The following is a 13,676-nucleotide window of genomic DNA, read 5'->3' as shown; positions in this document are numbered from 1 at the left end:
GGTCGATCCCCGTCGTGGCGCTGACATACGTTCACTTTATGGGGCGACGCGTGCCTCGGTCGCGGCGACCAGCCCGGCGACCACCCGCTTGATGAACACGCCCAGGACCCGCCGGTAGAACCAGCCGGTGCCGGGGATCTTCGCGGTGAACGTCGAATGCCAGTGGACGTCGGTGCCACCGTCGCTCGGCGAAAGGTCGACGTAGGCGACGTAGTCCCGCAGCGGCAGGCCGTGTTCCAGCGCGTAACCGAACCGGCGGCCTTGCTCCAGCGCGACGATCTTCTCGTACGAGCGGGTGCGGCCGGTGCGGAACAGCCGGACCGCGCCGAGCCCCTCTCGCTCCTCCTCCCCTTCGCTGACCAGCTCGAACGACTCCAGCGGCGACCAGGTGGGCCAGCTCGCGCCGTCACGGAGGAGGGCGTAGACGGTGTCGGCCGAGGCGGACGTCCGGCCGCGGACGGAAATGCTCTGTACCATTTGGTACGTGTACCATCTGGTACATGATCGACACAAGCCCGCGGGCCAAGCTGCTGGACGCGGCGATCGACCACATCGCCCACCACGGCGGCGCGGGCAAGAGCCTGCGCGCGCTGGCTGCCGACATCGGCACCAGCCACCGCATGCTCATCTACCACTTCGGCTCGAAGGAAGGCCTGCTCACAGCCGTCGCGCGCGAGGTCGAGGCCCGGCAGCGCACGGCGCTGGCCGACGTCGGCGAAGGCCGCGAATTCTGGCAGCGCCTGACGGCCGACGACCTGCGCGCCAACGAGAAGCTCTTCTTCCAGCTCTGGGGCCAGGCCCTCGGCGGCACCCCGGGCACCACCGAGTTCCTGGACGGCGTCGTCGACGACTGGCTCGGCCCGATCGAGGCCCTGCTCGCGCGCTACGGCGTCCCCGAGGCCGACCGGCCCGCGCACGCCCGCCTCGGGCTGGCCGTCACCCGCGGTCTGCTGCTCGACCTCGTCACGACCGGCGACCGTGAGGCCGTCGACGCCGCGATGGAGCGGTTCCTCGCGATGTACGCCCTTACACAGCCCGAACAGTAGGCGCACGCCGTCCGAACACCCGCCCGCGAAAGTTCTCCTCGTACCGGAAACCTCCACTGAAGGAGACACCATGCGAGGACCCATCTGGACGCGGCGGCTGGCACTGGCGGGCGCCGGGAGCGCGGCCTGCCTGCTGGCGCTGGCGCCGCTGGCCTCCGCCCAGACGACGTCCCCGGCGCCGGTCGCGCCGATCACGCTCAGCCCCGAGGAGTCGCAGCAGGTCTGCGGCGACTGGGTGCCGAAGCTGCAGAAGCGGGCCGACAGCCTGGAGAAGCGGATCAACGGCGGCCCGGAGGTGGCCGGCTCGGTCGCCAACCTCAAGGCCCGCGCGCAGGACCAGCGCACCGCGGGGCACAACGACCGCGCGACCAAGCTCGACGAGCGCGCCACCAAGCGTCAGGGCAAGGTCGGCGAGCTGACCACCGCGAAGCAGAAGCTCGACGCCTTCGCCTCCGCCCACTGCAAGCCGGCCGCCCCGGCGCCGACCAAGTGAGGGCGGCGAAGATCGCGGCAGCGGCCGGGGCCGTCGCGCTCATCACGCTCGGCTGCTCGGCCTGCCGCGACAACCTGGTGGGCTCACCCGGCTCCGGGACCTCGCCGGCGTCGTCCGAACTGAGCGGCATCGAGTCGACACTCAACGGCGTCGAGTCCGACATGAACAGCGATGGCTCACCCTGACCGGCTAGCGTCTCCCCGGAAGTGACGGCGGAGACGGGAGCGGGAATGGGGTCACCGGGGCGCGGCCTCGTCCTCGTGGTCGAGGACGAGGCCGCGATCGCCGAGCTGGCGGCGCTGTACCTCAAGCGCGACGGTTTCGGCGTGCACGTCGAGGCGGACGGCGGCCGCGCGCTCGACGCCGTCCGGCGGCTCAAGCCGGTGGCGATCGTGCTCGACATCGGACTGTCCGGAATGGACGGTATCGAGATCTGCAAGACCCTGCGCGCGGCCGGGGACTGGACGCCGGTGCTGTTCGTCACGGCCCGCGACGACGAGCTGGATCGGTTGCTGGGCTTGGAGATCGGTGCCGACGACTATCTGACCAAGCCGTTCAGCCCGCGCGAGCTGGCCGCGCGCGTCCGGACCGTGCTGCGGCGCGCGTCCGGGGCGGCGGCGGCCCCGTCGGCGTTCACCGTCGGCGCGGCGCGAGTGGACCTCACGAGCCGCCGCGCGTGGGCGGGCGAGACGGAGATTTCCCTGACGTCCACGGAGTTCGACCTGCTCACGCACCTGCTCCGGCACCCGGGGCAGGTGCTTTCGCGCGACCAGCTGCTCAGCGCCGTCTGGGGGTACGCCGCGGCGGCGGGCACGCGCACGGTGGACGTCCACGTCGCGCAGCTGCGGGCGAAACTCGGCGCGTCCAGTCCGATCAGGACGGTCCGCGGCATCGGCTACGCGGCGGACCCGGCATGAGGTACCGCGGCACCCTGGCCGGGCGGATCACGCTCGTCTGCCTCGCCGTCGCCGGGATCGCGGTGATCGTGGCCGGGTTCGTGGCCGCGCGGCTGATCCGGACCACGGCGGACAACGTGCTGCAGACGTCGCTCTCGGCCCAGGCCGACGTCGTCGCGTCGCAGCTCGACGAGACCGGCATCGGCAACCGGCTCGGCGTCGGCAAGGTCGCCGACGTCGTGCGCGGGCAGGGCATCTCGGTCGTCGTGCGGCGCGCGGGCGGGCAGCCGGCCGGCGACGCGGTGTCCGTGCAGGCGGCGGTGAAGGCGGGCCTCGGCGCGCGGCACTCCGAGCGGGTCGTGGTCGCGGGCGCGCAGTACCTGGTGGAGACGCGCCCGATCGGCAGCCGCGGCGCGGCGTTCGGCTTGGTCCTGCCGGCACGCAACGCGGAGACGACACAGCGTGCGCTCGTCCGGAACATCCTGTTCGCGCTGGGGATCGGGCTGCTGGTGGCGGCCGCCGCCGGGTTCGTGTCCGGGCGGCTGCTGGGCCGTCCGCTGCGCCGCGCGGCCGCGGCCGCCGGTTCGCTGCGGGCCGGCCGGCGGGACGTCCGGGTGCCGGTCGAGGGGCCGCGGGAGGTCGCGGAGGTGGCGGGCTCGCTGAACTCGCTGGCCGACGCGCTGGCTCACAGCGAGGCGCGGCAGCGGGATTTCCTGCTTTCGGTGTCGCACGAGCTGCGGACGCCGCTGACGACCGTGACGGGTTTCGCCGAGGCGATCGCGGACGGCGTCGCGTCGGGCGACGACGCCCAGCGCGCCGGGCAGACGATCCAGCGGGAGGCGGTGCGGCTGGAGCGCCTGGTCACGGACCTGCTGGAACTGGCCCGGCTGGGCGCCGACGAGTTCCGCCTGGACGTCACGACCCTCGACCTGGGCGCGCTGCTGCGCGACTGCGCGGAGGTCTGGCAGCTGCGGTGCGCCCGCGAAAACGTGCGGCTTTCCGTTGCGGCGCCTCCTTCCCCCGTGCTCGTTTCCGCCGACGCCCGCCGCCTGCACCAGGTCGTAGACGGCCTGGCAGAAAACGCCCTCCGAGTGACCCCCGCGGGCGCCCCCATGGTCTTCGCCCTTTCCGTGTCCGGCTCCGACGCCCACCTTTCGGTCCGCGACGGCGGCCCGGGCCTGGCCCCGGAGGACTACCCGGTGGCGTTCGAGCGCGGCGTCCTGAACGCCCGCTACCGCGACCGCCGCCCGGTCGGCTCGGGCATCGGCCTGGCCCTGGTCCACGGCCTGGTCACCCGCATGGGCGGGACCCTGACGGCAGGCCCAGCCCCGGAAGGCGGCGCGGCCTTCACGATCACCCTCCCGCTGGCCCCGACGTCGACCACAGTCCCCCTCCCCCGCCCCTGACCCGACCCTCCAGGCACGCGACCCGACCCCCCGGGTACGCAAGCCGCCCCTCCAGGCACGCAAGCCGACCCCCTGGGTACGCGAGCCGCCCCTCCAGACACGCGAGTCGACCTCCCAATCACGCGAGTCGACCCTCCAATCACGAGTGATGCCCCTCCAATCACGCGAGATGCCTCCCTGATCACGCGAGATGCCCCTCTGATCTCACGTGATGCCCCTTCAAGCACGCGGCGGTCAGGCCGGTGTGGCCAGCTGGGCCGCGCGGTCGGTCACGTCCATCACGGCCCAGTGCTCGACGATCCGGCCGTCGCGGACGCGGATCATGTCCATGCTGGTCACGGCGTAACTGCGGCCGGTCGAGATCTGCGTTCCCGTGCTCGTGTAGCGGTTCACCGAGAAATCGCCGTCGCTGACGTTCCGCTCGACCCGGACGCCCACGTCGCGGAAGTCGGCGAAGAACTCTCCGCCCAGCATGGCTTCCCACTTCGCGCGCCAGGCGTTGATGCCGTGGTGGTCGCCGCCCGCGCCGCCGCGGTGGTCGACCACGTCCGGGTCGATGTAGCGCAGGCCTTCGGCGACGCTCTCGGCCGTGAACGGCGTCAGCGCGATCAGCCGGCGGTGAACTTCGGCAGCGTCCATGGTCACTCCTTAAGTGGGGAACTCCCCAGTTAGTGTTCGGCTACGCTAACCGGGGAGATCCCCAGTTGGCAAGGGAGCAGCATGACGGCACGGGCCCGCAGGTCGGACGCGCGGGACAACCAGGCGCTGCTGCTCGCCGCCGCGAAAGAGGTCTTCGCCGAGGACGGGCCGGACGCGCCGCTCGACCGCGTCGCCCGCCGCGCCGGCGTCGGCAACGCGACGATGTACCGGCACTTCCCGAACCGTCGCGAACTGGTCGTCGCGGTGTACGCCGACGAAGTCGCGGAGCTGCGAAGCCGCGCGAACCTCGACGCGGACGACGCCGGCGAAGCGCTCTTCGCCTGGCTGGAGCTGTTCATCGAGCACGTCCGGACCAAGCGCGCGCTCGCGCTGTCGCTGGCCGATCCCGCGGGCGAGCACGAGAGCCTGTTCGCCGGGTGGCACGCCGCGATGAACACGACCGCCGCCACCCTGCTCGGCCGCGCCCGGGCTGCCGGTCACGTCGCCCCCGACGTCACCGAACTGGACCTCCTCCTGCTCGCGACCGGCATCGCCCTCTCCGGCGGCGAGCCCGCCCGGCTGCTCACCCTGGTCCGCCGCGGCGCGTCGGCGCGCTGAACTCGTACCGGGACGGCGAACTCACGTACCCGGACGGTCGGCTCACGTAACCGGAAGGCCGGCTCACGTACCCAGGGGGTCGGCTCGCGCACCCGGGCGGTCGGCTCGCGCACCTGGCGGATCGGTGCGCGTACCCAGAGGGTCGGCTCACGTATCTGGAGGGTCGGCTCGCGCACCTGGCGGGTCGGCCCACGTACCCAGAGGGTCGGCTCGCGCATTTGAAGGGTCGGCTCACGCACCCAGGGGGTCGGCTCGCGCACCCGGGCGGTCGGCTCGCGCACCTGGCGGTCGGCCCACGTACCCAGAGGGTCGGCTCGCGCATTTGAAGGGTCGGCTCACGCACCCAGGGGGTCGGCTCGCGTACCCGGGCGGTCGGCTCGCGTACTGGAGGGTCGACTCGCGTGATCAGAGGCGCAACTCGCGTGGTTGGGCGCGTGACTCGCGTGATCAGAGGGGTATCTCGCGTGATTGAGGAGGCATCTCGCGTGATTGGAGGGGCATCACGTGTGATCGGGGGGTCGACACGTGATTGGAGGGTCGGCTCGCGTGATTGGAGGGACGACACGCGTACTCCGGTGGACGACACGCGTACCTGGGGGGACGACACGGTGGGGGTCGTTAGGGTCTGGGGATGGAGATGCTGCACCTGCGCTACTTCGTCGCGGTCGCCGAGGAGCTGAACTTCTCGGCGGCGGCCCGGAAGCTGCACATGGCCGCGTCGCCGTTGAGCCAGCGGATCAAGGACCTCGAGCACGAGCTCGGGCAGCAGCTGTTCGACCGCAGCACCCACCACGTCACGCTCACCGCCGCCGGGACCGCGTTGCTGCCGCTCGCGCGGGACGTCCTCGAGCAGGTGAGCGCCATCCCGTGGCGGCTGCAGGAGGCCGTGCGGCCGCAGCGCAGCACCGTTTTCCTCGGCATGCCCGCGGGGGTGCACCCGGACCTGCGGGAGCGGGTCAACGCCCTGGCCGAGCGGGTCAAGGCGCGCTACGAGCTCAAGCGCTGGCCCGGCACCACCGCCGACCTCGTCCAGGGCGTGCACGACGGGAAGCTCGCGCTCACCCTCGCCCGGCTGCCGGTCACCGATCCGGCGCTGGAGCAGCTGCCCGTGATGTCGGAACGGCTCGGCGCGGTCGTCCCGGCCGACCTGTTCACCGGACGGGACTCCGTCACCCTCGCCGAGCTGGCCGAATTCCCGTACGTGGCCTCACCCGGGGAAATCACGCCCGCCTATTTCGACCAGCTCGACCACCAGCTGACCGAACTGGGCGTCAAGAAACGCATCCGGCTGACCAACACCGGCTACGGCGGGACGTCCGAAATCATTTCCAGCGGCGAGGCGTTCTCCATTTCCATGCTCGACGACCGGAGCCCGATGCACGGTTACCGCCTGGACGACGTGATCGTGTTGCCGTTCAGCGACTTCCAGCCTCAATTGGACACCGGCCTGCTGTGGCGCCGGGACCGCGACCTGCAAGAACTCGTCGAGGCCGCGAAAGACATCTTCGCGGAGCCGATAATCACGTAAACAATGGTATGACCGTCGCGGTCATACCATTGTGCGCATCATGATCATTCCCTTTCGCGCCGCCCGCGCCTACGTTCGTAAGTAGAGCGAAACAGCAAGGCGCGAAAGGACGAACGATGACGAACATCACCGCCGGCCCGCTGGACGGCGTGCGTGTGATCGACCTCTCGACCGTGGTGATGGGCCCGTACGCGGCCCAGATCATGGGCGACCTCGGCGCCGACGTGATCAAGATCGAGTCCCCCGCGGACACCGTGCGGGTGGGCCAGTACCGCACCACGCCGGGCATGACCCCGCTGAACCTCAACGTCAACCGCAACAAGCGCAGCGTGGCCCTCAACCTCAAGGACGAGGCCGAGCGCGAGCAGGCCCTCAAGCTGATCGACACGGCCGACGTGCTGATCACCAACATGCGCCCCGGCGCGCTGGCCCGGCTCGGAATGAACTACGCCGACGTCGCCGCGCGCAACCCGCGCCTGGTCTACGCCCACGCGCAGGGCTTCCGCAGCGACTCCGACCAGGCGGGCAACGCCGCCTACGACGAGACCGTGCAGGCCTCCTCCGGCCTGGTCGACGTCGCCAACCGCGCGCTCGGCCAGCCGGTCTACCTGCCGACGATCATCGGCGACAAGGTGTCGTCGCTGACCATCGCCTACAGCGTTCTCGCCGCGCTGGTCCACCGTGACAAGACCGGCGAGGGCCAGCAGATCGAGATCCCGATGACGGACACCCTGCTCGCGTTCAACCTGGTCGAGCACCTCGCCGGCCACACCTACGAGCCCGCCGAGGGCCCCACCGGCTTCGGGCTGTCGATGACGAAGGGGCACGCCGCGGTCCGCACCAAGGACGGCCTCGCCTGCGTCATCCCCTACAACCCCCAGAACTTCCGCGACTTCTTCGCCGCGGCGGGACGTCCGGAGCTGGCCGCGGACCGGCGGGTCAACGGCGAGGCCATCGATCGCGCCGACAACGAGTGGCTCACCGAGCAGATCGCCGCGTGCGCCCCGGCGCTGACCACCGGCGAGTGGGCCGAGGTCTGCGCGAAGCACAGCATCCCGATGGCGCCGGTGCTCGAGCTGGACCGGGCGCACGAGGACAGCTACGTCCGCGACGGCCACCTGCTCGACACCGTCGAGCACCCGAGCGAGGGCACCATCCGCACGGTCGGCATCCCGGTCAAGTTCTCCGCGACGCCCGGCTCGATCCGCCGCCTGGCCCCGCTGGCCGGGCAGGACACCGCCGAAGTCCTCGCGGAACTCTGAGAAAGAAGCAAGACCATGACCGAAGTACGCACCGAGCGGATCGGCAGCACTCTGCTGATCACGATCGACCGGCCGCAGGCGCGAAATGCCGTGAACGCCGCTGTCGCCGCCGGGCTGGCCGCCGCGCTGGACGAGCTGGAAGCCGACCCCACGCTCCGGGCGGGCGTCCTGACCGGCGCCGAGAACACCTTCAGCGCCGGGATGGACCTCAAGGCCGCGCTCAAGGGCGAGTCGCCGGAGATCCCGGGCCGCGGGTTCGGCGGCCTGACCGAAGCCGAGCTGACCAAGCCGCTGATCGCCGCCGTCGAAGGGTTCGCCATGGGCGGCGGGTTCGAACTCGCCCTGGGTTGCGACCTCATCGTCGCCGCCGAAGACGCCAAGTTCGGCCTGCCGGAAGTCAAGCGCGGCCTGATCGCCGCCGGCGGTGGCGTGATCCGGCTGCCGAAGCGGATCCCGCACCACCTGGCGATGGAGTTCCTGCTCACCGGCGAGCCCGTCACCGGCCGCCGCGCGGGTGAGCTGGGCCTCGTTAACCGCGTGACGCCGACCGGGGACGCCGCCGCCGTCGCATTGCAGCTGGCCGAGAAGCTGGCGGAGAACGCGCCCCTGGCGCTGGCCGCCGTGAAGAAGATCGTGCGTGCCGCGGATCCCGCGACCGCGCAGCGCGAAGAAATCAAGAACCTGATGCAGTCCGCCGACGTCCGCGAGGGCATGACCGCCTTCGCCGAGCGCCGCGCTCCGAAGTGGACCGGTGAGTGACATGAAGATCGACGAAGTCCGCCAGCACGTGACGACTCCCCTGACCGCCCCGGCGTTCGCGCCCGTGGTCCCGAGGTTCACCAACCGCGAGTACCTGAACATCGTCTACCGCACCGACGCCGACGCCCTGCGCGCCGTCGTGCCGGAGCCGCTGCAGGTCGAAGAACCGTTGGTGCGCTTCGAGGTCATGAAGATGGGCGACGTCTCCGGCTACGGCCCGTACACCGAGTCCGGCCAGGCGATCGAAGTCAGCTTTGACGGCGAGCGCGGCGAGTACCTGCACGCGATGTACCTCGACAACTTCCCGGCTACGGCGTCCGGACGCGAGGTCAGCGCGTACCCGAAGACGGTCGGCAGCCCGAGTCTGTATGTCGACAACGGTGTCCTGGTCGGCACGCTGGACTACGGGACGCTCCGGGTGGCGACCGCGACCATGGGCTACAAGCACCACGAGCTGGACGTCCGAGAGGCCGAACGGCAGATCACGGTCCCCACGTTCATGTTCAAGACCATCCCCCACTACGACGGCACGCCGCGAGTGCAGGAGCTGGTCCGCACCGAGATCACCGACGTCGTGGTCAAGGAGGCCTACACCGGCCCCGCGCGGCTGCAGCTGTTCCAGCACGTCCTGGCCCCGCTGGCCGACCTGCCCGTGCTGGAGGTCGTGTCCGCCAGCCACATCCTCACCGACTTGACGCTCGCTCCGGTCAAGCCGGTCTTCGACTACCTGAAGGGAACCCGGTCATGACTTTCCGCAACGCAGCGGTCATCGGTGCCGGCACCATCGGCCTGTCCTGGACGGCGCTGTTCGCCCACCACGGCCTGACCGTCCGGGTCAGCGACCCGCGCCCCGACCTCGCCGAGGCCATCACCGACGCGCTCGAGACGTTCGCCCCGCACCTCGGCACGACCGCCGGCGAGCTGGCGAGCCGGGTCCACGTCGCCACCGACGTCACCGACGCCGTGAAGGACGCCGATGTCGTGCAGGAGAACGGTCCCGAGAACGTCGAGTTCAAAAAGGACCTGTTCGCGACGCTGGTCAAGGAAGCCCCGCAGCACGCCCTGTTGCTGAGTTCGTCCAGTGCCATTCCGTCAACGGCGTTCACTGACGAGATCGACGGCAGCCGAGTCCTCATCGGACATCCGTTCAACCCACCGCACCTGATCCCGCTGGTCGAGGTCGTCCCCGGCGAGCAGACCAGTCAGCAGAGTGTCGAGACCGCCGTCGCCTTCTACACCTTCCTCGGCCGGACGCCGGTCGTGGAGCGCAAGGAGATCGCCGGGTTCGTCGGCAACCGGCTGCAGAACGCGCTGAGCCGCGAGGCGATCTACCTCGTCGAACAGGGTGTCGTGACGCCGGAGGACCTGGACAAGGTCATCACGAACTCGCTCGGCATCCGCTGGGCCACCGTCGGGCCGTTCCTCGGCTCGCACCTCGGCGGCGGCCCCGGTGGGTACCGGCACATGGCCGAGCACATCGGCAAGTCGATGAAGAAGATGTGGGCCGGGCTGGGCAACCCCAGCCAAAGCCCCGAAGAGCAGGAACGGCTGATCGAAGCCGTCGAAAAGGCTTACGGCTCCTCCACGTACTCGGAACTCGCCGAGACGCGCGACCGCAAGCAGCTCGCCGTCATCAAAGCAGTGGAGGAGAACTGACATGGAACCGCTCAAGGACAAGCTGACCGCCGACTTCTACGACTTCGAAGCGCTGCTGCCGGACGACGAGCGCAAGCTGCTCGTCCAGGCCCGCGAGTTCATGCAGAACGACGTGAAGCCGCTGGTCAACGAAAACTGGGAGAAGGGCACCTTCCCGAAGGAACTGATCGGGATGTTCCGCGAGAGCGGCCTCGCCGGCCTGCCCTACGAGGGTTACGGCGAGCACAAGCCCGCGGTCAGCCACCTGCTCACCGGCATGATGGCGATGGAGATGAGCCGCACCGACGCGTCGGTCGCGACGTTCTTCGGTGTCCACAACGGACTCGCGATGTACTCCATCTACTCCGGCGGCAGCCAGGAACAGCGCGACCGCTGGCTCCCCGAGATGGCCGCGATGGACAAGATCGGCGCGTTCGCGATGACCGAGCCGCTCGGCGGATCGGACGTCGCGGGTGGCATGCGCACCACCGCCAAGCGGGACGGCGACACCTGGATCCTCAACGGCGCCAAGAAGTGGATCGGCAACGCGACCTTCGCCGACTACATCGTCGTCTGGGCGCGCGACGTCGACGACAACCACGTCAAGGGCTTCGTCGTCGAGAAGGACATGCCGGGCTTCGTGCCGGAGAAGATCGAGGGCAAGATCGCGTTCCGGATCGTCGAGAACGCCGAGATCACCCTGACCGGCGTCCGTGTGCCGGAGGCCAACCGCCTGCAGGGCATCAACTCCTTCCGCGACGTCGCGGAGATCCTGCGCGCCACCCGCGGCGGGGTCGCGTGGCAGGCGCTCGGCGTGGCGATCGGCGCCTACGAGGCCGCGCTCGCCTACGCCCAGGAGCGGCAGCAGTTCGGCCGGCCGATCGCCCGCTTCCAGCTGGTGCAGGACCTGCTCGTGAAGAACCTCGGCAACATCACCGCGTCGTGGGGCATGCTCGTGCAGCTCGCCCGCCTGCAGGACGCGGGGATCTTCAAGGACGAGCACTCGTCGCTGGCCAAGGCGTTCGTGACGTCCCGGATGCGGGAGGTCGTCGCCTGGAGCCGGGAGATCTTCGGCGGCAACGGGATCGTGCTCGGCTACGACGTCGCGCGGTTCTTCGCCGACGCCGAGGCGATCTACTCGTTCGAAGGCACGCGCGAGATGAACACGCTGATCGTCGGCAAGGCGATCACCGGACAGTCCGCGTTCGTGTAAGGACGCTCAGTTCACGCAGCCGGCGGCCGTCGAGGTCGCCGGCTGCTCCGTCTTGTCCGAAGACTTGTCCGGCGTGGGTGTCGTCGAACCGGTCGCGGCGACCGGGCGGACACCGACCGCCGCGTCACCCGACGCCTGCACCGACGGGGTGCTGATCGCCGTGCGCACGAACTGCTGGACCTGACCCGGGTCGACCTTCACCGCGTCGCCGTCGGACGGCGTCGCCAGCGAGAGGCTCTGCACCGGGATCGTGGCGAACCCGATCGCGCCCGACGTCATCCCCCGCAGCTGCTGCGCGAAGCTCAGGACGTCCCAGCCCTTGTCCAGCACCACCGCGCCCTGCACCGCGCTGACCAGCGCGTTCAGCTTCGACGGTTCGGTGAACGTGCCGGCGTTGAGAACGGTCTTCGCCATCCCGGACAGGAACGCCTGCTGCCGGGCGATCCGGTCGAGGTCACCGTTGAGCAGGCCGTGGCGCTGCCGGACGAACGCGAGCGCCTGGGCGCCGGACAGCGTCTGCGTCCCGGCCGGGAAGTCCGCGCCGGAGTAGGTGTCGTGCACCGGCGCCTTGAGGCAGACCTCGACACCGCCGACGGCCTGCGACAGCGCGTCGAACCCGGCGAGGTTGATCGACGCGTAGTGGTTGATCGTGAGGCCGGTGAACTTCTCGACGGTCTGGATGGTGGTCTTCGCGCCGGCCTCGTTCGCCGCCACCTCCAGCTGCGCGCCGGACAGCCCCTGGGCCCGCAGACCGGACATCGAGGCGTTCTTGCCGCGGCTGTACGCCGAGTTGATCTTGTGCTTGCCGTAACCGCCCGCGATGTCCACATAGGAGTCACGCGGGATCGAGATCGCGGTCGCCGCGGCGCCGCCGGCCGGGATGTGCACCACGATGATCGTGTCGGTGGTGTCACCGCCGTCGTCTCCGCTGCCCGCGTGCAGGGCGTCGAGCACGTTCTGCGGCAACGGGTTGCCGTAGGCGTCGGTCCGCGCGTCGATCCCGACGAGCAGGATGTTCTGGGCGACCTTGAGCGGCTCGCCGGGCGGTGCGTCTTCCGTGTCGATCTGCGCGGCGGGCGGGATGACATTGGCCGTGACGATGCCGTCGTCCAGCTTGCTCAGCTGCGACCACGCGTACCCGGTCGCGGCGAGCACCAGCGTCGACACGACGCCGAGCACCACGCGGCCGCCGACGCGGCTCCCCCGGGACGACCACAGCACGACAGGTTCCCCTTGCTTCCCTCGATGGACCTCCGACCCCTGTCTTCGAGGATCACCGCGCTAGCTGGGAATTACCTGAGAAACTTGTTGAAAGCTTGTGACGCTGCCCGATCGGCCGAGCAAGAACGAGCCTATCGGCCGATTTCGCCACGGACCGTGCCGGAGCGGGCACGGGAAAGTGCTGTGGCGCCTGCCACACGCGTCCCGGCTATCGGGTCAACGCGGCATCCTGCGCCAGATCGCGCGGGGCAGCAAGCGCATCCCGAAGAAGACCGGACGGAGTACTCCCGGCACCCAGACGACCCCGCGCCCGCGGCGCAGCGCGGCGACCGTCGCGTCCGCGACCTGATCCGGCGTGCTCGAGAACGGCGCCGGGGACATGCCCTCGGTCATCCGCCCGATCACGAAGCCCGGGCGCACGAGCAGCAGGCGGACGCCGGAGCCGTGCAGCGCGTCGGCGAGGCCGCTCGCGAAGCCGTCGAGGCCGGCCTTCGCCGAGCCGTAGACGTAGTTCGCGCGGCGCACCCGCACCCCGGCCACCGAGGAGAACACGACGAGGCTGCCGTGCCCCTGCGCGCGCAGCAGGTTCGCGGCGTGCGTGAGGACGCCGACCTGGGCGACGTAGTCGGTGTGGACGATGGCGGCGGCGTGGGCGGCGTCGGACTCCGCGCGCTCCTGGTCGCCGAGGACGCCGAAGGCGAGCACGACGACGTCCAGGGGCCCGTGGTCGGCCGCGACCTTCTCCAGGAATGCGCCGTGCGCGGCGAGGTCGTCGGCGTCGAAGTCGGCCGTTTCGACGGTTTCGGCGCCCGCTTCGCGCAGCGCGGCGACCTCCGCGGCGAGGTCGGCGCCCGGCCGCGCGGCCAGCACGAACCGCCGCGCGTCCCCGTCGACCAGGCGTTTCGCCACGGCCAGCCCGATCTCACTGCGTCCGCCGAGCACCAGCACCGTTCCGCTCAC

16 protein-coding genes are annotated in these 13,676 nt (G+C 70.5%); 12 read left to right on the top strand and 4 right to left on the bottom strand.

What is annotated here, in order from left to right:
- Nucleotides 1–36: 36 nt before the first annotated feature.
- On the bottom strand, nt 37–477 hold the full coding sequence (locus tag ACIOD2_RS34490; protein ID WP_400547756.1) for an SRPBCC family protein: 441 nt from the start codon (nt 475–477) through the stop codon (nt 37–39).
- A gap of 23 nt (nt 478–500) precedes the next feature.
- On the opposite strand from ACIOD2_RS34490, the gene ACIOD2_RS34485 reads away from it, so the two are divergent.
- The 5 genes from ACIOD2_RS34485 to ACIOD2_RS34465 all read left to right on the top strand — a co-directional run bounded on the left by ACIOD2_RS34485 (nt 501) and on the right by ACIOD2_RS34465 (nt 3,841).
- A complete protein-coding gene (locus ACIOD2_RS34485; protein ID WP_400547753.1) occupies nt 501–1,046 on the top strand; it encodes a TetR/AcrR family transcriptional regulator in 546 nt (181 codons plus the stop codon).
- A 70-nt stretch (nt 1,047–1,116) separates the two neighbouring features.
- Nucleotides 1,117–1,539, top strand: a complete 423-nt coding sequence (locus ACIOD2_RS34480; RefSeq protein WP_323331493.1) for a hypothetical protein — start codon at nt 1,117–1,119, stop codon at nt 1,537–1,539.
- Nucleotides 1,536–1,724 carry a hypothetical protein gene (locus ACIOD2_RS34475; RefSeq protein ID WP_400547750.1) on the top strand — a complete coding sequence of 63 codons (189 nt, stop codon included), beginning with the start codon at nt 1,536–1,538 and terminating at the stop codon, nt 1,722–1,724. Before ACIOD2_RS34480 ends, ACIOD2_RS34475 begins: the two co-directional genes overlap by 4 nt.
- A gap of 45 nt (nt 1,725–1,769) precedes the next feature.
- The gene (locus tag ACIOD2_RS34470; protein WP_400547747.1) at nt 1,770–2,456 is read left to right on the top strand and encodes a response regulator; all 687 of its coding nucleotides are present in this window, start codon (nt 1,770–1,772) and stop codon (nt 2,454–2,456) included.
- Entirely contained in the window at nt 2,453–3,841 is a 1,389-nt protein-coding gene (locus ACIOD2_RS34465) for a sensor histidine kinase (RefSeq protein WP_400547744.1), read from the top strand. Before ACIOD2_RS34470 ends, ACIOD2_RS34465 begins: the two co-directional genes overlap by 4 nt.
- Before the next feature lie 234 nt (nt 3,842–4,075).
- On the opposite strand, the gene ACIOD2_RS34460 is transcribed toward ACIOD2_RS34465, so the two are convergent.
- Complete coding sequence (locus ACIOD2_RS34460) at nt 4,076–4,480, bottom strand: ester cyclase (protein ID WP_400547741.1); 405 nt, start codon at nt 4,478–4,480, stop codon at nt 4,076–4,078.
- 81 nt (nt 4,481–4,561) lie between these two features.
- On the opposite strand from ACIOD2_RS34460, the gene ACIOD2_RS34455 reads away from it, so the two are divergent.
- The 7 genes from ACIOD2_RS34455 (at nt 4,562) to ACIOD2_RS34425 (ending at nt 11,495) form a co-directional block, all read left to right on the top strand.
- Nucleotides 4,562–5,098 carry a TetR/AcrR family transcriptional regulator gene (locus ACIOD2_RS34455; RefSeq protein ID WP_400547738.1) on the top strand — a complete coding sequence of 179 codons (537 nt, stop codon included), beginning with the start codon at nt 4,562–4,564 and terminating at the stop codon, nt 5,096–5,098.
- A 631-nt stretch (nt 5,099–5,729) separates the two neighbouring features.
- Entirely contained in the window at nt 5,730–6,626 is an 897-nt protein-coding gene (locus tag ACIOD2_RS34450; RefSeq protein ID WP_400547735.1) for a LysR family transcriptional regulator, read from the top strand.
- A gap of 116 nt (nt 6,627–6,742) precedes the next feature.
- Complete coding sequence (locus ACIOD2_RS34445) at nt 6,743–7,888, top strand: CaiB/BaiF CoA transferase family protein (protein WP_400547732.1); 1,146 nt, start codon at nt 6,743–6,745, stop codon at nt 7,886–7,888.
- Nucleotides 7,889–7,903: 15 nt separating this feature from the next.
- A complete protein-coding gene (locus ACIOD2_RS34440) occupies nt 7,904–8,647 on the top strand; it encodes a crotonase/enoyl-CoA hydratase family protein (RefSeq protein WP_400547729.1) in 744 nt (247 codons plus the stop codon).
- Between the two features lies 1 nt (nt 8,648).
- A complete protein-coding gene (locus ACIOD2_RS34435; RefSeq protein ID WP_400547726.1) occupies nt 8,649–9,395 on the top strand; it encodes an acetoacetate decarboxylase in 747 nt (248 codons plus the stop codon).
- The gene (locus tag ACIOD2_RS34430) at nt 9,392–10,303 is read left to right on the top strand and encodes a 3-hydroxyacyl-CoA dehydrogenase NAD-binding domain-containing protein (RefSeq protein ID WP_400547723.1); all 912 of its coding nucleotides are present in this window, start codon (nt 9,392–9,394) and stop codon (nt 10,301–10,303) included. The genes ACIOD2_RS34435 and ACIOD2_RS34430 overlap by 4 nt, the downstream gene beginning before the upstream one ends.
- A gap of 1 nt (nt 10,304) precedes the next feature.
- The gene (locus ACIOD2_RS34425) at nt 10,305–11,495 is read left to right on the top strand and encodes an acyl-CoA dehydrogenase family protein (protein WP_400547720.1); all 1,191 of its coding nucleotides are present in this window, start codon (nt 10,305–10,307) and stop codon (nt 11,493–11,495) included.
- A 6-nt stretch (nt 11,496–11,501) separates the two neighbouring features.
- Here ACIOD2_RS34425 and ACIOD2_RS34420 read toward each other — a convergent pair whose 3' ends face one another.
- Together ACIOD2_RS34420 and ACIOD2_RS34415 are read right to left on the bottom strand one after the other, a co-directional pair.
- Nucleotides 11,502–12,716 (bottom strand): LCP family protein, encoded by a 1,215-nt coding sequence (locus tag ACIOD2_RS34420; RefSeq protein ID WP_400547718.1) that lies wholly within the window; start codon nt 12,714–12,716, stop codon nt 11,502–11,504.
- Nucleotides 12,717–12,932: 216 nt separating this feature from the next.
- Nucleotides 12,933–13,676 carry an SDR family NAD(P)-dependent oxidoreductase gene (locus ACIOD2_RS34415; RefSeq protein WP_400547715.1) on the bottom strand — a complete coding sequence of 248 codons (744 nt, stop codon included), beginning with the start codon at nt 13,674–13,676 and terminating at the stop codon, nt 12,933–12,935.

Origin of the sequence: Amycolatopsis sp. NPDC088138 (genome assembly GCF_044741685.1) — a bacterium.
Classification (GTDB): Bacteria; Actinomycetota; Actinomycetes; order Mycobacteriales; family Pseudonocardiaceae; genus Amycolatopsis.
Note: the sequence above shows the minus strand (reverse complement) of the source record. Positions and strands in the feature narration are given on the sequence as shown.

Excerpts from the sequence above, each read along its gene's own strand:
- ACIOD2_RS34490 (WP_400547756.1), bottom strand. The coding sequence starts at position 477 with ATGGTACAGAGCATTTCCGTCCGCGGCCGGACGTCCGCCTCGGCCGAC.
- ACIOD2_RS34485 (WP_400547753.1), top strand. The coding sequence starts at position 501 with ATGATCGACACAAGCCCGCGGGCCAAGCTGCTGGACGCGGCGATCGAC.
- ACIOD2_RS34480 (WP_323331493.1), top strand. The coding sequence starts at position 1,117 with ATGCGAGGACCCATCTGGACGCGGCGGCTGGCACTGGCGGGCGCCGGG.
- ACIOD2_RS34470 (WP_400547747.1), top strand. The coding sequence starts at position 1,770 with ATGGGGTCACCGGGGCGCGGCCTCGTCCTCGTGGTCGAGGACGAGGCC.
- ACIOD2_RS34465 (WP_400547744.1), top strand. The coding sequence starts at position 2,453 with ATGAGGTACCGCGGCACCCTGGCCGGGCGGATCACGCTCGTCTGCCTC.
- ACIOD2_RS34460 (WP_400547741.1), bottom strand. The coding sequence starts at position 4,480 with ATGGACGCTGCCGAAGTTCACCGCCGGCTGATCGCGCTGACGCCGTTC.
- ACIOD2_RS34455 (WP_400547738.1), top strand. The coding sequence starts at position 4,562 with ATGACGGCACGGGCCCGCAGGTCGGACGCGCGGGACAACCAGGCGCTG.
- ACIOD2_RS34450 (WP_400547735.1), top strand. The coding sequence starts at position 5,730 with ATGGAGATGCTGCACCTGCGCTACTTCGTCGCGGTCGCCGAGGAGCTG.
- ACIOD2_RS34445 (WP_400547732.1), top strand. The coding sequence starts at position 6,743 with ATGACGAACATCACCGCCGGCCCGCTGGACGGCGTGCGTGTGATCGAC.
- ACIOD2_RS34440 (WP_400547729.1), top strand. The coding sequence starts at position 7,904 with ATGACCGAAGTACGCACCGAGCGGATCGGCAGCACTCTGCTGATCACG.
- ACIOD2_RS34435 (WP_400547726.1), top strand. The coding sequence starts at position 8,649 with ATGAAGATCGACGAAGTCCGCCAGCACGTGACGACTCCCCTGACCGCC.
- ACIOD2_RS34430 (WP_400547723.1), top strand. The coding sequence starts at position 9,392 with ATGACTTTCCGCAACGCAGCGGTCATCGGTGCCGGCACCATCGGCCTG.
- ACIOD2_RS34425 (WP_400547720.1), top strand. The coding sequence starts at position 10,305 with ATGGAACCGCTCAAGGACAAGCTGACCGCCGACTTCTACGACTTCGAA.